This window comes from Paenibacillus sanguinis 2301083 = DSM 16941, from assembly GCF_000374825.1.
GTDB classification, from domain to species: Bacteria; Bacillota; Bacilli; order Paenibacillales; family Paenibacillaceae; genus Fontibacillus; species Fontibacillus sanguinis.
Map to the genome: position 1 here is coordinate 209,948 of NZ_KB895380.1, position 19,698 is coordinate 229,645.

Annotated in this window: 15 protein-coding genes and 2 CRISPR repeat arrays (1 of these 17 running past the window's edge); of the genes, 5 read left to right on the plus strand and 10 right to left on the minus strand. The window is 49.1% G+C overall.

Features of this window, described 5'->3' with window-relative positions; all coding sequences use genetic code 11:
- A CRISPR array of direct repeats spans nt 1-612; the repeat unit is 32 nt; unit sequence ATTTCAATCCACGCACCCGCGTGGGGTGCGAC (it extends 1,363 nt beyond the left edge of the window).
- Nucleotides 613-805: 193 nt separating this feature from the next.
- The 7 genes from cas2 to C557_RS0110315 all read right to left on the minus strand — a co-directional run bounded on the left by cas2 (nt 806) and on the right by C557_RS0110315 (nt 8,815).
- On the minus strand, nt 806-1,096 hold the full coding sequence (gene cas2, locus C557_RS24460; protein ID WP_071784238.1) for a CRISPR-associated endonuclease Cas2: 291 nt from the start codon (nt 1,094-1,096) through the stop codon (nt 806-808).
- A 10-nt stretch (nt 1,097-1,106) separates the two neighbouring features.
- Entirely contained in the window at nt 1,107-2,138 is a 1,032-nt protein-coding gene (gene cas1c, locus C557_RS0110290; RefSeq protein ID WP_018751784.1) for a type I-C CRISPR-associated endonuclease Cas1c, read from the minus strand.
- Nucleotides 2,135-2,794, minus strand: coding sequence for a CRISPR-associated protein Cas4 (cas4, locus tag C557_RS0110295; protein WP_018751785.1), 660 nt, complete (start codon nt 2,792-2,794; stop codon nt 2,135-2,137). The genes cas1c and cas4 overlap by 4 nt, the downstream gene beginning before the upstream one ends.
- Nucleotides 2,784-3,647, minus strand: a complete 864-nt coding sequence (gene cas7c / locus C557_RS0110300) for a type I-C CRISPR-associated protein Cas7/Csd2 (protein WP_018751786.1) — start codon at nt 3,645-3,647, stop codon at nt 2,784-2,786. Before cas7c ends, cas4 begins: the two co-directional genes overlap by 11 nt.
- A gap of 13 nt (nt 3,648-3,660) precedes the next feature.
- A complete protein-coding gene (gene cas8c / locus C557_RS0110305; protein ID WP_018751787.1) occupies nt 3,661-5,613 on the minus strand; it encodes a type I-C CRISPR-associated protein Cas8c/Csd1 in 1,953 nt (650 codons plus the stop codon).
- The gene (gene cas5c / locus C557_RS0110310; protein WP_026263406.1) at nt 5,610-6,329 is read right to left on the minus strand and encodes a type I-C CRISPR-associated protein Cas5c; all 720 of its coding nucleotides are present in this window, start codon (nt 6,327-6,329) and stop codon (nt 5,610-5,612) included. The genes cas8c and cas5c overlap by 4 nt, the downstream gene beginning before the upstream one ends.
- Nucleotides 6,330-6,391: 62 nt before the next feature.
- Nucleotides 6,392-8,815: a CRISPR-associated helicase/endonuclease Cas3 gene (locus tag C557_RS0110315; RefSeq protein WP_018751789.1), complete on the minus strand. Its 2,424-nt coding sequence runs from the start codon at nt 8,813-8,815 to the stop codon at nt 6,392-6,394.
- A 254-nt stretch (nt 8,816-9,069) separates the two neighbouring features.
- On the opposite strand from C557_RS0110315, the gene C557_RS0110320 reads away from it, so the two are divergent.
- Nucleotides 9,070-9,324 (plus strand): DUF4190 domain-containing protein, encoded by a 255-nt coding sequence (locus C557_RS0110320; protein ID WP_018751790.1) that lies wholly within the window; start codon nt 9,070-9,072, stop codon nt 9,322-9,324.
- Nucleotides 9,325-9,795: 471 nt separating this feature from the next.
- Nucleotides 9,796-11,228: direct repeats of the CRISPR family, unit length 32 nt; unit sequence ATTTCAATCCACGCACCCGCGTAGGGTGCGAC.
- A 450-nt stretch (nt 11,229-11,678) separates the two neighbouring features.
- Here the strand turns inward: C557_RS0110320 and C557_RS0110325 are convergent.
- A complete protein-coding gene (locus C557_RS0110325) occupies nt 11,679-12,320 on the minus strand; it encodes a FusB/FusC family EF-G-binding protein (protein ID WP_018751791.1) in 642 nt (213 codons plus the stop codon).
- 455 nt (nt 12,321-12,775) lie between these two features.
- Between C557_RS0110325 and mscL the strand changes: the two genes are divergently transcribed.
- Nucleotides 12,776-13,165 (plus strand): large conductance mechanosensitive channel protein MscL, encoded by a 390-nt coding sequence (mscL, locus tag C557_RS0110330; protein ID WP_018751792.1) that lies wholly within the window; start codon nt 12,776-12,778, stop codon nt 13,163-13,165.
- Nucleotides 13,166-13,318: 153 nt separating this feature from the next.
- A complete protein-coding gene (locus C557_RS0110335) occupies nt 13,319-14,467 on the plus strand; it encodes a DUF4261 domain-containing protein (protein ID WP_018751793.1) in 1,149 nt (382 codons plus the stop codon).
- A gap of 214 nt (nt 14,468-14,681) precedes the next feature.
- On the opposite strand, the gene C557_RS0110340 is transcribed toward C557_RS0110335, so the two are convergent.
- Nucleotides 14,682-15,458 (minus strand): nucleotidyltransferase domain-containing protein, encoded by a 777-nt coding sequence (locus tag C557_RS0110340; RefSeq protein WP_018751794.1) that lies wholly within the window; start codon nt 15,456-15,458, stop codon nt 14,682-14,684.
- Nucleotides 15,459-15,646: 188 nt separating this feature from the next.
- Between C557_RS0110340 and C557_RS0110345 the strand changes: the two genes are divergently transcribed.
- Nucleotides 15,647-16,963 (plus strand): helix-turn-helix transcriptional regulator, encoded by a 1,317-nt coding sequence (locus C557_RS0110345; protein ID WP_026263407.1) that lies wholly within the window; start codon nt 15,647-15,649, stop codon nt 16,961-16,963.
- Complete coding sequence (locus C557_RS0110350) at nt 16,950-17,777, plus strand: WYL domain-containing protein (protein WP_018751796.1); 828 nt, start codon at nt 16,950-16,952, stop codon at nt 17,775-17,777. The genes C557_RS0110345 and C557_RS0110350 overlap by 14 nt, the downstream gene beginning before the upstream one ends.
- Before the next feature lie 70 nt (nt 17,778-17,847).
- Here C557_RS0110350 and C557_RS0110355 read toward each other — a convergent pair whose 3' ends face one another.
- Complete coding sequence (locus tag C557_RS0110355; protein ID WP_018751797.1) at nt 17,848-19,671, minus strand: FAD-dependent oxidoreductase; 1,824 nt, start codon at nt 19,669-19,671, stop codon at nt 17,848-17,850.
- Between the last annotated feature and the right edge of the window lie 27 nt (nt 19,672-19,698).

Below are 19,698 nucleotides of genomic sequence, written 5' to 3' on the forward strand. Positions count from 1 at the left end.
GGGGTGCGACCCAAGTACAACAACCGTAAGCAGCTTCTGTTCGAATTTCAATCCACGCACCCGCGTGGGGTGCGACAGGGAGCGAAGCAAAAATGACGCCAGAGAGATTGATTTCAATCCACGCACCCGCGTGGGGTGCGACAACGTTCCCCTGAGTATCTATACTGATCTCGCAGTTATTTCAATCCACGCACCCGCGTGGGGTGCGACCGTACTTTGATAGCGTTGGTAAGATGCCCGCAACGATTTCAATCCACGCACCCGCGTGGGGTGCGACTTGTGAGATTTTTCCTGAGCAATGAAGAATTACTAGATATTTCAATCCACGCACCCGCGTGGGGTGCGACCGTGGGCTTACGCGCGTCTTACTTTCGTCGCAAAATTTCAATCCACGCACCCGCGTGGGGTGCGACGCCGGAAGTCCGGCCCGATATATTCTCTTTCTTACGATTTCAATCCACGCACCCGCGTGGGGTGCGACTGGAGCGCTACGGGACAAAACATCACCACTTTTATTTCAATCCACGCACCCGCGTGGGGTGCGACTGAACTTCCGACAGAAATTCCTATCGACACTACAATTTCAATCCACGCACCCGCGTGGGGTGCGACTCCGATTTTTAACATAATAAGGGTATTATGCTGCTATATTAGCCATTTATGGCCCTTATATCATCAAAAACCGCTCAAGTAATTGAATATTTTTACATATAACCAAATGAAAGTAACTTATTTTGGTGCGAATCCCCCGGGAAAATCATGTTCGCTTCACATTCGCACCAGCCTATTTTTTCAATTTTGGTCGTTACAGAATAAGTGGCCCCTCCAAATCAAGGGATGATTTGGTACCCACATGCTCTATCTTGTTCTTGTACTGGTTGCCCAATTGATAGAAACGGATACTATCCTGCTCCGGGTCAATGAGTTCTAGCAGACGTAGTCTCAAGGATGTCCATTCGGCAGCATCAACGATGCACTCGAATACAGAGTTCTGCACCCGTTGTCCACAATTCAGGCAAGTCTTGGCTACCTGGCGCAATCTACGCTGTCCGGCCGAATCCGTAGTGCTCACATCATAAGTGATAAGTACCAGTATGATTCAACACCTACTTCCAAAGAAATGGCGGGTATTCGTCCAGATCGCCGCGCAAATACCTGGCGAGCAATAGAGCCTGTACATGCGGGAGCAGCCCCCAGGAAATGTTCTCACCAAGATAGGGATGCTTGATCTTCTCTTGCTTGCGGGTCTGCCAGGCGGACAGGAACGTTTTGCGGCCTTCCTCGGTAAGCAGCACCGCCCCGTTCTCTTTATGGACGAAGTCCCCGGCACTAACCAGCCTTTTATTGATAAGTGACAAGACAAACCGATCCGCATAAATGCCCCGTAGCTCCTCCATCACATCGAGTGCCAGCGAGGCACGCCCGGGACGGTCACGATGCAGAAAGCCCACGTAAGCGTCCAGCCCAACCCCTTCGAGGGCAGAGGTCATATCATGAGACAGCAGGGTATAGGCCAAAGATAACATGGCATTCACCTTATCGAGCGGAGGACGGCGAGAGCGAGTATGAAATTGAAAATCCTCTTTTTGCTGCAAAATCATATGATCCCACAGCTTATTATAGCTAAGTGCCGCCTGTCCCTCCAGCCCGCGTAAGCGTTCCAGATCATCGCATTCCCAAATGGCGTCCATTGTAGCAGATAACTGGGCTGAAGCCTCTTTGAACTGGTCTACATCAACACGCAGCGGATAATCCCGCGTCATTCGTTCGAGCATCCATTTGTGATTATATATCTTGCCAAGAATAAAGTTGCGAGCCACCCTGGCCGATTGCAATTCGTTCTCGGATATGGCGTATTGCTTCTTACGCAACACGACATTACCTCGGCTTGCTCCAATGACGCGGGCGAGGAACCGTCCATTCATCGTCATAAATGTGATGGATATATTCCGTTCAGCGCAATAACCCATTAGTGCGGGGCTGGCACCTGTATAGCCAAAGGCAACGATAGACTCCAAATTATGAAGCGGAAGACGGCCCAACGTCTCCTGATCCTTCAGCAGCACAATGTTATCTCCATCCAGAGATAGATAAACGTCCGGCTGATTCACGAAGAGCGTATTCAGCAGCTTTTTCATTCCTTGATTTTCCCTTCGATATAGCTTTTGACGGAACGTTTATTCAGCACTTCAGGCACACATACGGATTGTAAAGAGCATTTAGCGCAAAAAGCCCCCGTCTTCACCTTCGGCGTATGTCTTCGGTGGTAATACTCACGCATCTCCCCGAAAATAGAGCGAACCCGGCCCTTTAACTCCGCCGTCAGTGGCACTTCAATTCTGCGCTTGATTTCATTATAGAATAGGTAGCCAACGGGAACCGGACATAACAGCATCTCCTCCAGACACATCGCTTGTGCGGCCAACTGGAGAATATCGGCTTCATCCTTCTTGGGCTTGCCTCGTTTATATTCAACTGGGCAAGCCGTGTATTTACCCTCCGCTCCCTGAATCTGTACGCCGTTATCATCCCGAGTAAATTCAACAACATCACAGATTCCCGTGATACCCAGTTCAGCAGATTTAACAGGTAATGCCCGAACAATCAGCTTGTCCCCACGCTTCTCCCGCACGAAGGGCTGATCCGCCTTCCGGTGCAAATACTGTCCTTCGATCGTGCCAACATTCTCTTCCCATTGCTGTTCAATATGAATCAGCGCCCACTGCCGCTTACAGAACTGAAAATGCTGGATGCCTGAAAGCATCAGCTCATCTTCGTCCCGATTACCGTCCATCCAGCACTTCGGCCTTCAGCCCGTCGAGTGCAGACAGTTCAATGACATAATCGTCAAAAGACTGTGGCTCGTCCACTTTGGAGCTGACCGCCAGCGAGCGATGTACTTGAGCCGATGAATATTGCCCCAGCTTCGAGCTATGTTCCCACCAATACAGCTTCCGCACCTCCATGCTGCCTTCGGGACGAGCAGAGGACAAATCATTTTCAAACAAGGTCAAGAGCGCCTGCTTCAGTTTGTCCGCGTCCTCGTTCGTAAATCCGGTCTTCTCTGCTAATTGTGTGTTGATACTTCCGTAGAAGACGTACACGCCAAAATCTACCCGGTGCTTCATCCCCATAGTGTCGGAGCTACGCTTTTCTCCTGGCTCGGAATTGACACTCTTGGTGATCTGCGTACTCGTAATATCAATAGGGGCTACGCTCCGAGCTGCGTGAATCGAGACAGGACCTCTTACCCCGACGGACACACCGCCACCACTTGATGCTCCCTTAAAGGCAAATACTTGCCCAAAGCTGCGAACATCGATCCATTCCTGACAAGCAATTTCAGCAAAATCATCACTAGTTGCCTTCTTATTCTTGGCTACTTCGCTAAGCCGCGCATTTCCTTCTGCCCGCTCTCTCAAGCTGCTATACTCGTCATTCTTGCGGTCATTGGATTGCACAAAAATGGCTTCTCCCAAGTCCTGTAGACGATTGCGAATCTTCCGTTTGATTGCTACATCCGAAATCTCACCATAGCCATCATAATTCTGGCGTGGGCGATTGCCATTGAGTGGGTCACCGTTAGGGTTAGCACCTGTTACTGAAAGAACTACGGCAAAATCAATTTTATGATCCAAGCTACTCATTTTCGTTCACTCCTTATTGGTTGGATTCATGCTCATCAGCTTCATATTCATCTGTGTCAACAGCAGCATCCTGTTGTTTGCCTTGATACAACTCATGTCTTTGACTATAAAACCCTAGCAAATACTTGCCGGACAAGGACTGATTATTAAAATCCTTGGGGTCAAATTTGTAAGCAATCTCATCTATAATTTTGGTCAGATTCGTTGCTTTACGCCCTAATCGGGCCTGATAAGGCTGTAGGGCAGCCTGAATTACCTTCCAGGTTCGCTCCGGATGCTGAGAGAATGTATTCATATAGCGAATAGCATTAGTCGCCCGATTCTCTTCCCTTCCTAGCGCCCGTCTCTCCAGCACGTCGGCTACAGCGAGCATTCTTCCAAATAAATAACTGCGATCATCGTTTTGTTCATCCAGTGGCATGCCGATTCCCTCCCGTCGATCATATAAGTGCTTGTCAAACAGTGCACAGGCAATACTCAGCGTCTTTTCCCATTCCCAGCGCTCCAAAGCTACCGGGTTAGAGGCCCGGTTCACCAGGCTCCTGATAATATCAAGCGGTACTTTGGAGCCATCAACGATACAGGGCAGCATCCGCTCCATGAGGCCCTTTACCACTTTGTCACTTGCACGTGGACCATAGGCTGCAAAGGCAATGTCGCGTGTCGCCGGAGCGCCATAGAAGGCCGTGAATTCTCCCTGCTCATTCTTCCGATACCGATGGAGCCAGGCACAGGTGGTATGCCAATGCTTAAGCCGATCCAGGTATAGCTCTTTGTCCATATTCCGGTAATACAGCACCGCCATACGTCCGGTTGTGGCAGAGTCAAGAATCAGGATATTCACACCTGTCCGGGCCGAACCGACCTCGCCTTGCACCATTTTGCTTCTGTACCCATCAAGCGCCTTGGCTACCTCGGCAGCCAGCGTCTCGTGCGTATTGGACTTACGGACCACCTCTGGCATCGCCTCCGGATCAAGAGCAAAGGTGTCCTCGCCAGGGTCGGGAATATACAAGGAAGCATTACCCCACACTAGGAAGACGCGATCATCAATCGTCTTTCCCTGACGCTGAATGAGCCACTTCAAGGCATTATGGGCCTTCTGCGATACCTCGTAGCTTATGCTCGCCGCATCTCGGCTATCTGTGAACCGTCCACGATAGGTAAAGCCGGTCTTGTCGTTGGCCGAGATAAGCTTGGCTTTATCAGCCGCATTGCGGATCTTGTTGGCGTGCTTATCGGTACTAGGCAATCGTCGCCCGGTCACATAACAAAGGTCTTCATCTCCCAGCTTCTCTTGATAATAGGCGATGAAGGAAGCGTGAACCTCAGCGTCCTTCCAAACCTCTTCAAGTCGATCATCGTCCGGCGAATAGACGGTGAAGCGAACAAAGGCGCTGGTCTGATCCCCTGCAATTACGCTAAAAATCTCAGGCTTCACCGGGTATCGATCGCTGTACTTGTTGTCCCATTTGACAATAAGTTGTTGCTGATCATCCACAGCCAGAATGCGACTGACTTCGACAAGGTCACGAATTAACGTTCTTTTCCTTAAGTAACGATAAATGCTCATTACCTTGGGATGTGTATGTGGGGACTCGGCCCAATTTTGCAGTTCTTGTATGTAGGTTGCGAAGGGCTCTTCTCCTTTAATTTGTCCGCCATAAGCGACATAGTCCCCTGCGACATAGCTTAACTTGTCATGCAGCGGATAAGGGGCAATGACAGCGCCAGCCCGACTGGCTGACTTTTCTGTACAAGGAATCAAGGTGCTGGCTTCACTCTTGTCAATCACCTTGGCTGAGTGAAACTCTCCTTCCTTGGTCACACGCACTTCTATATGAGCATTCTGTGTGGTATGCGCAACAGGGAGCAGCGTATATTCGCGGTTGTATCTTAATCCAATCTCGCCTACTCTATCTATATTGGACTCATAGGTCTCATATAAGTTAAGCAGCCAGCTCACTGAACCTCCTCCTCTCCCCAACTGGCCAGTAATTGCTCGGCAGATTGAACATTGCTGTCGTCAAATACCTTGGCCTTCATTTGTGAAATTACACGTATCTGATTGCAGTTCTCGGGTCTGGCAAAAGCGATAACCCCATTCTTCATCACCGGCTGCCAAAGCCGTACCTCCATCTGATCCCGTCCTGTCTCATCCGGGTAGTTGATACCGTGCACCATCGTACCTAAATGAAGTTCTCCGTAATGATCGTAGAAGCTATCGCCTTCCCCAAATACGCAAGGCTCCACATAGCCTTGACACTCGCGGGTGCCGAGAAAAATGTCCCGCCGTCCTCCTGCCTTGACGCTTCGCTTGAGGATATTGTGATGTTTATTTTCGTTCCGATCAAATTCCATATCTGGACGATTAAGATTAAACTCAAAATGGCATTTAACCTGATAATATACATCCTTGAGGTAAGTGTAATTAGCCAGTGTATTGCCGCCGCTATAATCAATAGGCCGTACTCCCTTGGATTCCATCCGGATCGCGTTCATAATCCGGACCTCATCCACAACCATCAGCAGCGTTGGCTTCCAATAGATGCTTTCCACGATGCCCTTGAGCGCCTGATAGGTTGGCACCTGATAGCTGAGCTTCTCACCCCCAAGCTTGGTTAACGGGTCCGTGAACAAGGCGTAATCACCGTAAACGGCAAACTCCACAGCATTTCTTATCATCAGTCATTCACCTCCTTTCCCATGGGATCATTCATGCACCTGGACAAATTAGCTAGAGACTAGTAAATAGATGGCGCTCCCCAGCTATCATTTTCTAAATCCAGCCCAAACTCTTCATTGTAAGCTCCCTCTCGCAGCACAAGGATTTGTCCGTCCAGACAGGCCTCCAGTCCTTGATTCTGGTCCAGCCTGATCTTATCATGCGGGAACAAATTAACGGTATATTGCTGTGCCTGGCGCAGCAGACGACCCAAATCCTCAATGCGGCTTGCTCCGTTCAATTCAGCGATAATATTAGCACCTTCCCCATAGGGAGCAATAACCGGGGTGGTCAAATCCTCAATTACGTGAAAGTGATCGGCCGCTGTCCGGGGGCTGTTAAGCAGATATTGGGGCGGTCGCTTGGCGTAACTTTGACAGTAGTCCTGAAAGTAATCATTCTCCTGGGGTTTAGCAAATAGCAGCTTCACCATATTCTTCTTCAGCTTTGGAATTTCAAATTTCAATAATGGCTCAACATCCGCATAAAATCGCTTGAAGTAAAATCTCATCGCCTTGTCCGATAATAAATAACTACCATGAGCCGACTCATCCCGCTGCATATCCGTAAGCATTCGTTTGGTGATGTCTTTCCCTTTGCGAATCTCGTTAAGATGCTGCAAGTTCTCCTCGGCATGATCAATCATGTACACCTGCTGGAGCGACTCTTCCCCATGACGGTTACAGCGCCCAGCCGCCTGCGCCACAGAGTCCAGCCCCGCTAATGAGCGGACTACACACTGGAAGCTAACATCAACTCCGGCTTCAATAAGCGGTGTGCTGATGCAGATGATCTTTTCTTTCCTGTCCAGGCATCCTCTAATTTTGTCCAGTTCCTGCTTGCGATGGGCCGCACACATGGACGTGCTTAAGTGATACACGACAGCACCGTGCTTGATTCCCTTCAAGCGCTCGTACAAATCCTTAACTACAGCCTTCGTATTCAAAATAATCAGCATATCCCGCTTCTCTTCCAGCCTATCCAGTACCCAGTCGGTTAAGCTCTCATTCGTGAACACCCTGGTGGTTGCCTCATCGCTTAATTCCACCCGCTTGAATGCCTTAATCACATCGTCCAGGTTGCCGACAATTTCAGCATCCGAGGGTAGATGCAATTGATGCTCCACCTCATCTAGCGCAGGCTGGGTAGCCGTGCATAACACGATGCTGGATTGTCCATAGTGCTTCAGGAAGTTCAAGGCCTCATTAAATAGAGAGACACAGGACACCGGAACCTTCTGCACCTCGTCGAATATGATGACCGATTCCGCAAGGTGATGCAGCCTGCGCACATTCCGGTTGCTTTTGGCGTAGAACACGTTCAAAAATTGCACCATCGTCGTAAAGATAATCGGGCAATCCCAATTGTCCTTGGCCAGCTTTAATTTTTGCCGAATATGAATCAAGCCATCGTCCATCTCATCATCATGGAGTTCGTCAATCACATTGGAGTGATGCTCCAAAATGTGAATATCATCCTGCAAAATTTTCCGTACCTCGGCAGCGTTTTGTTCTATGATAGTGGTATATGGAAGGACATATATAATGCGCTTCTTGTGGTGCTCTATCGCATGTCTGAGTGCATAGCGAAGACTGGCTAACGTCTTGCCCCCGCCAGTAGGGATGGATAGGGTGTAAATACCGGAAGGCTTATACGCAGAACGCTCGCATTGCTCCGACATTTCCCTTCTTAGTTGATTAATCGGGGTAGTAGCCGAAGCATGGTCCGCCAATCCCTCCAGCTTATCCATTAATTTAGCATAATAGCTCTCGAACAGTTCCTTCGTGTTGGGGGCTTGCTCTTCGTTCTGCGCAATCTGCTCCTCAAATCGCCGTGTATCTGTGCGGTCAGCATCAATTAGAGCGCTAAATACATATTTAGTCAGGTAAAGGCATTTCATTTCCTTGGTGAAAGTGGACGGAAGGGCAAAGTAAGCATCAATCTCTTGTACCGCTTGCTCCACGTATTGTTCAAATGCCTCACGGTCCATCACACGCTCAAAAAATAGTTTAGTGCAGGCTTCGTATTCAGGAACATCGTCCTTATCCCGAACTCTTCGCAAATAAGGGGTTTCCAGTTCTGGACTGATGTAATCATGCAAGCTGGAATGGTGTGAAATGATGGCGTTGCCGACGATTTCAGCCAAGATTCCTTTGCCCGGCTGCTTATGGTAAAGATCATATAGCAAGCGCCCACCGGCTGTAGAATGATCTACACTCCCCCGCTTGGGAGGAGTTTCCGGGTGAGCTACAGCTTCGCGCAGATAGTCTTGAAATGCTATTGCGTATTTCCCGAGATCATGGAGTAGGCCTGCCAGACCCGTAATATGCCGAATACCAAGTGCCTCCCCAGCGAACTCTGCCAATCGCTTTGCTCCTAACAAATGATGCTCCACTAGCTGTGGCGTCCCATCATTTTCCCGCACGTGTGCAATATAATCCAACTGCCTGACCTCCTAAACCTTTTCCGATAGTTCTCGAGAACTATCTCCATATACTCATGTATTTCTCCGAAAAATCGCCAATACCTTCCATGATTCAACATTTTTTATGATTTGTGGAGTTGTTTTATGTGAACGGCAAAAAGCCTTCCGAAGATGGGAGGTCTTTTCTTAAAAAATGTTATACATCGCTTTTTACAAAAATAAGCAGTTCATGATAATGTTATGAGATGGAGGAATCAAAGGAGGATTTAATTTTGTTTAAAAGCTCACCGGAAGGGGTTAATGCTAAATCTGTAGCTGCTTTAATTTTAGGGGTTTTATCTTTAGTAATACCACTTTTTGGCTTTATTTTAGCAATAATTTCAATTATTCTAGCAAGGCAGGCATCCAATGAAATTACTAGATCCAATGATGCCGGTAAAGGCTTGGCAATTGCAGGACTTGCTTGTGGTACACTTACCCTATCATTTTACTTCTTACTACTTTTGAATTATATGATTTATTGGTAGTCTGTCCGATTTACTGGACAGGCTTTTTTATTATTTCCCTGTATGCCGTATATTCAAGTGCACCCCATAGAATAGACATTGGTCCCTGCTCCAGCGTGTAGCAGAGAACCGCCTGAAATCAATAAATTGGAAATTGAATTTCAATCCACGCACCCGCGTAGGGTGCGATAAAATGTTGAGCAGCACTCAAGAAAAATACTATTGATTTCAATCCACGCACCCACGTAGGGTGCGACGTTCACGAAACGGATCAAAATAAGGAAAGCAACCAGATCAATCCACGCACCCCGCGTAGGGTGCGACCATTGATAGATTTAATGCAGGCCTTATATCACCGATTTCAATCCACGCACCCGCGTAGGGTGCGACATTCATGGAGCAGATCAACTTAAGTCAAGCAACCATTTCAATCCACGCACCCCGCGTAGGGTTCGACCTGTTTCAAGCTCCATCTTAAAGGTGCTTGTTATGATTTCAATCCACGCACCCGCGTAGGGTGCGACTGGCACGATCACATTTAATTCTGGACATCCAGAGACGATTTCAATCCACGCACCCGCGTAGGGTGCGACTCGGAGTTGGTTTGACAATATGGATGGCGAACTTATTTCAATCCACGCACCCGCGTAGGGTGCGACACATTCTCCATTTAGGCGACCATGACCCAAGCGGATTTCAATCCACGCACCCGCATAGGGTGCGACGTTCTTGCTCCCTTCTGCGCCCATAACCCGATGTGATTTCAATCCACGCACCCGCATAGGGTGCGACGAAGGCAACTTGCCGAGCCCGTACAGATCACATGCTATTTCAATCCACGCACCCGCATAGGGTGCGACGGCACGGGCGGGGCAATCAACACCCAGACGATGAGTATTTCAATCCACGCACCCGCATAGGGTGCGACGCAGCAATATATTATCGGCTGCCAAGCTGCGGGAATTTCAATCCACGCACCCGCATAGGGTGCGACGCAGCAGCTGGAACTTGTGAAAAGAACCAATTCAATTTCAATCCACACACCCGCATAGGGTGCGACGCTGTAATGATGATACCCAAAGGTTTTACGCAAGATTTCAATCCACGCACCCGCATAGGGTGCGACGTTCATCGTTTAAAACCTCACTTTTCATTTTTATTAATTTCAATCCACGCACCCGCATAGGGTGCGACGTTGGTATACGCGCGCTGATTGGGTGGACGAATACATTTCAATCCACGCACCCGCGTAGGGTGCGACGTCTAAGTTTTTCGACAGCTCCAGATCAGGACAAGATTTCAATCCACGCACCCGCGTAGGGTGCGACGGGAGACGAGCTGGGAAGATGCAGATAATGAATTAAATTTCAATCCACGCACCCGCGTAGGGTGCGACTAACTACCTTCTCCTACTGCCATCAAGGCTACTATTTCAATCCACGCACCCGCGTAGGGTGCGACCTGGATGAGGCTGGCTTCACCGTTTATCCGGATCCATTTCAATCCACGCACCCGCGTAGGGTGCGACATGATGTCAAGGGCACGATTGATATTCCAAGTTGATTTCAATCCACGCACCCGCGTAGGGTGCGACTTCACGGATGACAACTCCCAGGAGGCGGGTGCTCCAATTTCAATCCACGCACCCGCGTAGGGTGCGACTTACATAGGGCATCAGTTCTCTTTAAGACGGTTATTTCAATCCACGCACCCGCGTAGGGTGCGACGCTACTTTAATTATTTTCACCTTAACATTGTATATTTCAATCCACGCACCCGCGTAGGGTGCGACGCATAGGCGCGGCTGGTGTCACTCGGGAGCTTGCGATTTCAATCCACGCACCCGCGTAGGGTGCGACTCGGATTCCCTTCTGATGGGATATCCATTGCATTATTTCAATCCACGCACCCGCGTAGGGTGCGACTCCGATTTTTAACAGAATAAGGATATTTCAAGGTATAAACAGCCACCTATCCCCCTATTCAGTGTTAAGAATCATCTTTTCATATCCTTATATATACATTAATACAAATGAAAGTAACTAATTTTGGTGCGAATCTCCCGGGAAAACCATGTTCGCTTCACATTCGCACCAGTCATAAATTACGTCATGGCGCTCTTTTATCATCTTATTATGTAAGCTAGCAAAGCTGCTACTTCTACCAATACACACTCAATTGAATCAGATAACTTGTAATTAAAAGTATCTCATAATTTAATTAAGGTTTCTAGCTTGGCTTTTCCTACGCAAGTACAATATGGCATTTTGGGGTTTCCTTACACTGAAAAAACGACCCCTGCATCATGCAGGAGTCGTCCCTTCAGTGCGCCCTATACAGGGTCCGATTTGTAGCGACCCTTTACTACTTTGCAGCTATTTTGATGCGGAGAGAAGGAACTTCTCCAGCATCGTGAGATCGGTGATGCTATGGTTACAAGCTGTTCCACTTAAGCATACGTACTGGCCAATGGAAGAAAGGTGATCCGGTGAGCTGCTCTTGGTCTTTACATTAAAGAATCCAAGTTCCTGATGACGATGACAGAACATACAGTAGCCTTTTTTGTTAGTAGCCGTAATCCGTCCCTCAATACCGAGAAATCTGCCTTCGTATGGATACACGATAAACAGGCGATTGGCAGCAATGTCAGTCCATCTCAGATAGGTGGTACGTGCATAATCGACCATTTCCAGATCAGGCACCTTGAGCTTCTTGACTTTGGGAAACAGCTTTTGAATCTGCTTCGCCGTTACTTGTGGAAATGAAATCAGGTAGGTCTCCATTCGGTCCAAATATTCCTGGAATTCATGTGCAGCCTCACAGATAGTTAGCTGCTCCAGTAGCTGCCTCTGTTCGGCATTCAATTCGTCAAAGACCTCGACCATGTTGGTGATGGCTGTATAACGAACCGTTTCCAACACTTTTTGATCCGCAACCGTCCGCAATGCTTTGAGCAGGAAATCAGCTTGTTTTTGAATAACATTAAATTGGTGATTTTGAATAAACGGTGTTTGCATGGCTGTCAGCCCCTTATTTTTATTGGATAAACAAATAAGGTGCAAGGCCTGCAGGTTGAAACGTTATGCTAGATTCAGGGCGATCCATGCTACTCTCGTCGCGCCCTACACAAAGTCGGCCCCTAACAGGCTTTGCGTAAGGCCTTTCTAGTGAACGAGCAATCCGGCGCTGCCCATATTGCCACGGTATAACCCCCCATGCCATTGATATATCGGAATTATAGCAGGATTGTAGCGGGAAAAGCAACGAGCTTCCACTCCCGCCCTACTCCTTAATCAACTCATATGTGCTGATATCTCGATATTCATTTGGGCTCTCGTAGCTGGGCTTTTTCTATTCCATCATCTACCACATGGTTTTCCAGCTTGAAGCTTGTCATGCTCTGCTATATAATTTTACAAAATAGAGGAGTCCGGCTTCGGCTGAAGAGCTCCATCACGAAGGAGAGCTGATTATGTGGAAAGAATTTAGGGCCTTTGCGCTCAAGGGCAACGTCCTCGACCTTGCCGTAGGGGTTATCATCGGTGCCGCCTTCGGGAAGATTGTCACCTCGGTTGTTGAGGATTTGATTACCCCGATTATCGGCTTGCTGCTGGGGGGCATTGATTTAAGTGGACTTCAGTTTACATATGGGGATGCCGTACTGAAATACGGTAATTTCCTGCAGACGGTTCTTGATTTCTTTATTATTGCTATGTCGATTTTCCTGTTCGTCAAGCTGATTAACAAGTTCAAGCACGCGGAACAGAAAAAGCCTGAAGCCCCTCCTGCTCCCAGCAAAGAAGAGGTTCTATTGGCCGAGATCCGGGATTTGTTGAAGGAAAAATCCTTAGGAGAAAGATAGTTTCCGGAAATATTTTTAAAGGTTTGTTCTTATTAAGGATAGCAGTAACAATTTAATAGCCCCCGCGCCCGATAGTCTCCTAGTTGCTTGAACTGATATAATAAGTTAACTTATTGCACTCCTGTAGGGAGTCACTGCAAAGGAGAAGATTTGATGACAGTACAGCAGCAAGCAGCTATGGAGTCTATGGTGGAGTGGTTGGCCCACGAGAACGAGCTTGGGCGCAGACCTCACAAAATCGAGGTAGCGGGGCAATTCGAGCGACATGACATGCAATATTACATATTCAAATACAAGAAGAACATGCTGGGGGGCTGGCTGCTGGGGGTATGTGGCGGTTACGAGACGCCTGAGGATACAGAGCATTGCGGTCACATTTTCAGTGAAATGCAACCCTATCATCCGGATACCGCAGAGAATGAGGCTATCAAGATGGTGGAAATGATCCGGGAGTATTGGATGCAGCAGGCCAGGGCTTACGAGGCCCCCCAGGGTACTGCCATCGGGGAAGGCGATTCCGGGACAGAGGATGATCGCACCGGCGGTGTTTTTAATGGCTTTATACTTCTGAATTCCTCGGAATTTGATATTGAGCAATTGAAGGCCTATTTGCAAAACGACTGGAATATCACCGTATCGGAGACGGAACAGGAAGAAGCCCCTGCAGAAGCCGATTCTGACGGCCCTCCTCCCTTGGTCTTCGAGGCTGAGGGCTGCATGCTGGCAGTCAGCTTCATCAATGCTCCGGTGCCGGACGATGAGGCCGTGCGCAACGCAGCGACGAACTATCTCTGGCCACAGGCCGTTCAAGTCACAGAGACGCATGTGGCGCAGCTCATCGTTGCCGTATTTAAACGGGAAGCCTCGCAATTGGACGCTGCTGCCGTCTATACCAAGCTGGTCTCCAGTTGTCTCAAGCTGCCCAATGCCATCGGCATCTATACCTCCGGCACCGTGTTCCAGCCTGAGTTCTTCCAGGAAGTGACGGAGAACATGAAGCAGCATGAGCAATTTCCATTGCTGAATGTGATCTATTTCGGCTTGCTGCGGACAGAGAACGGCATCAGTGGATATACGATTGGGCTCCAAAATTTCGGCAAGGACGAGCTTGAAGTGCTGGACAGCTCTTACGAGCCAGCGGAGCTTCGTGATTTCCTGGCCGATATCGCCTGGTATATTATTAGCGCGGATGTTACCTTGCATGATGGAGAGACCATCGGGTTCTCAGAGGATCAGAAGCTGGGCATTACCCGTTCGGCCGGGGTTAACCTTCCGCATGATACACTGAAAATCCAGCTTTAAACTTAAATCAACCCATAGCAGGCCATGTACAAAGCTCATTTCTGCGTCAAACGGCAGACGCTTGAGCACCCCCGCCTCCTTCAACACATCTATCGCCGTTATGTGATACAAGCAGTCATGCTGCTGCGAGTTTTGTCGGACAATCCCGAAACCCAGGGCGTAATCCCGGGTTTCGGGCACATTGTTCGCTCAGCGCGCTTTACTTCCCTTCGCTTCAGGCTTCTTGAAGTGTCATCCGAAACAACTCATCAAGCTGATCCGGCGGCATAGGCTCTGTAGTTTTCATAGCAGACGTGTTCTGCTCGTAGTAGGCGATACTCTCCTTCAGAAATTGATCAATCGCTGGAATTTGCGACTCATAGTCGAGTTCATCCCCCGCCTTCTTCCGCACCAGCAAACGCTGAATCTCGTCCATCAACTCGCTATCCCGCGGAACCAGTTCGTCAACAAGCCGATCAAATTCTACCGGCGGCATCGTCTCATATTTCTCAATCCATTGACAAGCCAGCAGTGGTCTTAACACGTAAAAGTATTTCTTGATCTTGACTTGTTCCCCTTGCAGATATCCCCGATAATTCCCGGAAGCCATATGCATATAATGATAAACGCATGACTTGGGCGAGAACGTCCAGGGGGAAATGTCTCGCATCCGCCGGGCCCATGCTTGCTCTTCCTTGTAAACAATCGGTGAATGCAGCCACTCCAGCAGCTGCGGGCTGGGCTTGCGGAACAGGTTCAACGCCTTCTTCACGTCCCAACCATGTATATCCAACATTTCACTGATTGGGCGTTCAATGACATCCCGCTTCTCCAGAATGGATAAATACCAGTCCTGCGGCCGGACATAAACGAACCTTACATCATAATCACTGTCCTGTGAGGGGAATCCCCATGCTCGACTGCCCGATTCGCAGGCGTACAGGATTTTAACATTTTCCGTTTGTTCGATGCGGTCTAGCTCTGTTCTGATTTGCTCCTTCATGTTTGGCATGAGGAAGCCCCCTTCCTTGGTGTGAGTTGTCTTACCCTAAAACTTCTTAATATCGATTATCACGGATCGCGGAGCGAACGAACATGGCATAAGTATGACGAATAGCCTAAAAATACCCGTAGCGGGCGCTCTGTTTACTTCTCCTGTTATAATGGGAATAAGACCGAATGACGATTCGAGGGGACATTATGGCTAAGGAAAGTTTCGATAAGGAAATTCAATTCCTGCGGATGCTGGTGTTAACGAGCGGAGCGTTCAACCGCAAACAATTTGCCGAGCGGCTGGGCATTTCTGTACATACCTTTGATAAAACCACGCGTAAGCTGAAGGAAGCTATCACCTCCCTTCATGCTTCGGTGTCCGAGGAACAAGACAAGGAATTCGCCGAACTCCTTCATTATAGTTATCATGACTCCACCGATCCTTTATTGTTATTTTTGTTCCGCACCAAGTCGGTGAAGGAATCCGAAAGTGAACGTATTTCGCTACTGCTGAGCGCAATGAATGAACAAGCTCTGACCGCCATGGAGCTGCTGGATCTATGCTGTGATAGCTTGACGTCTGATCTTGCTCTTCCTGACGAGAAGACGATTCGCTCGGATCTCAAATATTTGGAAGCGGTGGGTGTCGTCAAGAAGGAGCCGGGGCCACGCCCCTACAAGTATCGCATTCAGGATGACTTGGTGCGCTGCTTATCGGACGAGGAATTGATCGACTTGTATGACTTCATTGATGTTATGGCCAATACGCAGGTGCCCTCCGTTCAAGGATATTTGCTACGCGATGGGCTGAAGAAGCATTTGCTGCAAAACCAGCAAATCACAAGTGCGGTGGAACCCGAGGTCTTCCTGTATAAGTATCATTACTATTCACGAATTCTGGATGAAGCACATTTGTTCACCCTGTTACAGGCGATTAGAGAACACCGCAAGGTACGCTTTGAATATTTCTCACCCAAGTCGGACCGCAGCTACAATTCGCAAAATACCAACCCTTTATTTGAGCGGAATACGACCTCCAAGCGAGAGATCACCCTCCCGCTGAAGCTGGTATATGATCATCAATACGGTAGATGGTATCTGCTCTCCCATGGTCGGCAGGGCATTCGCAAATACCGTATGGAGGGCATCACCCAACTGGAGGGAGCCGAGACCGTTGAGAGCGCTTGGCATGAGCAGAAAAAGGCAGAGCTGCTCGACAAGCTAAAGTACAGCTGGCTCATCGATACCGGCAAGCCGGTTATGGTTCGCGCCCGCTTTTACAACCCAGGGGGCTCCGAGCCTAACTTCATCAAGGAACGGGTACTGCTGCAAGGCCAATGGGGACAGATCGTTGATGAAGATGATGCTTCGTTTATCTATGAGATCATGGTCAACGGCACGACGGAAATCAAGCCCTGGCTGCGCAGCTTCGGCTCGAGTTGCGAGATTTTGGAGCCCCGCCGTTTCCGTCAGGACATGATTGCCGAATGGAAGGAGATTCAGAGCTATTATGAATCTATTTGAAAAGCTGTTCAGCCATCAGATTATTTCGCGTCTGGAGCATAGTGGAACCATTATGATTACCGGCCATGAACGGGCCTGGCTGAAGACGATGCTGGAGCACCCTGCGGCCCAGGATGCCTTCACGCCTGAGACCCTCACGAAGCTGCAACAAATTCTGGAGCCTGAACAGGCCATGGATATCTCGCTTCACCTCATTCAGAAGGCAGGAAGCCTGGAACGCCAGGTCATTCATCCGCTCCTGCGGCCTTTACGTCGGCTCATCATGAATAAATCCGGCATTCGCTTAAGCTATAAGGTGAAAAATGGGGAGACGCGAACAGACCACCGGGGCATTCCTTTCAAGCTGGAGTATTCCATGGTGAAGCGAGAATGGTATTTGCTATGGTACCGTACCCGTAATCGTGTCCTGATGAGTACCCGGCTGGCCAAGATTCATGAGTTGGCGGAGGAAGCCGTTCCCCCCGAGGCCGTAGAGGCTATGGTGAAGAGAATGGGGACCCTTCTGGACTCACGAAAAAACCATGTGCTCATCGAAGTAGTCCAGCTCTATAACGAGGAACTATCTCGTATCCTGTATGCCTTCTCCAGCTTTGAGAAGCAGGTAGAGTACGATGCCGAGCAGGATATCTATCGTATCCGTGTTGTCGTGTTTGGTGATGAAGTCGAATACCTGTTATCCAAAATCCGCTTTCTTGGCAAACGTGTCCGTGTGATCGAAGGGGACTACCTGAAGAAGCGCATGCTGGAAGCCGCAACAAAAGCTCTGGCGCGGTATCAAACCACCGAGGCGGAAAGCGAAGAGTTGTCTTCATAATCAAAGAGCACCTTCATCGGAAAGTTCATCCGACAGGTGCTCTCTTCTTTTATAAACGTGTAGTTATTCTTTATTTGCCTTCCTTAATGGCATGAGCCGCATTCGCACCACTCAATCTACCGCTTGTCAATGCATATTGTACCGCGCTGCCGGTCATATACACCTGATTATAAATATAACGGTTGGCTGCTTCCCCACCAGCGTATAGATTCGGGATGGGCGTCCCGGTTTCCGTTAATACCCGGTATTGCTCATCCACCTTCACACCGCCAAAGGTCCCCATGGTTTTAGGATAAAATTTGAAGGCATAGTAGGGGCTCTTAGCCACTGCAACCAGAGTTTCCTTCTCCTTGTTAAAGGCATCCTTACCGGAAGCAACCCCGTTGTTAAAGGTGTCCATAGTCTCCGTCAAGGTATCTGCTGGCACCTTCATAGCTGCGGCCAGCGCCTGCAAAGTCCCGCCTGTGGCGATCTCATCGTTAGGGAGAAGGTCTTGAATCGAGTCAATGATCTTGGCATTGGCCTCACTGGAATCGATCACCATCCACACTTGTTCCTGATTCACCATCTGGTTTGTAACAATAGCGTAATGGCTATTCTCGTTGAAGAAGCGCTGCCCCTTTTCATTCACCAGAATCTTCGTTGTATCCCAGCCCAGTCCGTCCAATTGCTGGATGCGGCTGCCCATGCCAAGGCCAATGATCCAGGGGTCTTCATACAGCGCTGCCCCGATCTTCTCCGCCATCAAAATACCATCCCCGGTACTGCCTGCTGCCGCTGCGCTAATATCCATATCTTCTACGAACTGGGGCAGGAATTGCTGCATCATTTCCTCATTCTTGGCAAAACCGCCCGAGGCAATGATCACCTTCTTGGCATGCACAGTCAGTGTGCCTTCCCCATGCTCTGCCTTGACGCCAACAACCGCGCCCTGCGCATCCGTCAGAAGCTCGGTTGCTCGGGTCTCCAGCATTATGTCGATGCCTTTCTCCCTCACCGACTTCTCCAGATTAGAGATCAATCCTGCCCCACCCTTCTCGGGAAAGTGCAGACGTGCAACAGGGTCCACACCGTATCCCTCTACCCGGGCATATTTATGATTCATATAGTCTACCAGCCAGTGAGTGGTATCCACGGCATCATCCATATATTTCGCAACCCGGTCATAGTCAGGATATTTGCTGTCAGGATTGCTAGTGCTTTGGCGTTTTTTCCACAGCTTCATCCAGTCCTCAGGCGTATCCTTCACGCCGATCTCCTCCTGAAAGCGGGTACCTGTCGCTGCAATTGCCCCGCCGGACAGCGCAGTAGATCCGCCGACATTACTTTGCTTCTCCAGGACAACCACCTTGGCGCCTTGCTCAAAAGCTGAACCTGCTGCCGCAAGCCCGGTGCCGCCCGCACCAATAATAACGACATCCGTAGACATTTCCGTCTCTACCCTGTCTTCTTCATGGACTATAGCAGCTACTTTTAAAGCATCAATATCGCCACCCGCCTGCTTCACACAGTCTTCAACTGCCGTCAGAATAGCATTAGAGCTATTCGTCGCGCCAGAGACAACATCAACTGCCAGCGTCTGCCCCGTCACGATACCTTCTGGTATCTTTTTCATCGCCGGGTCACTGATTCCTGGGGTTTCTTTATGATCCTTCACAGTAACTGATACGATCTGATTGGCATCAAATACGACTTCAACCGTAACGTCTCCGTTATTCCCTTTAGCCACTGCCGTATACGTCCCTGCCTTGTAAATGCCGGCTGCGGATGCTTCGCTGGCTGCTTTATTGCTGTTGCTGCTCTCTCCTGAATTCCCGCAAGCGGCCAAGCCCAAGCTGAATACCAGCAAAACCCCCATCATTACAATCCATGTCTGCTTCCTAACCCTCTTCATGATCGTTCCCCCCTATTGCTGTGCTCA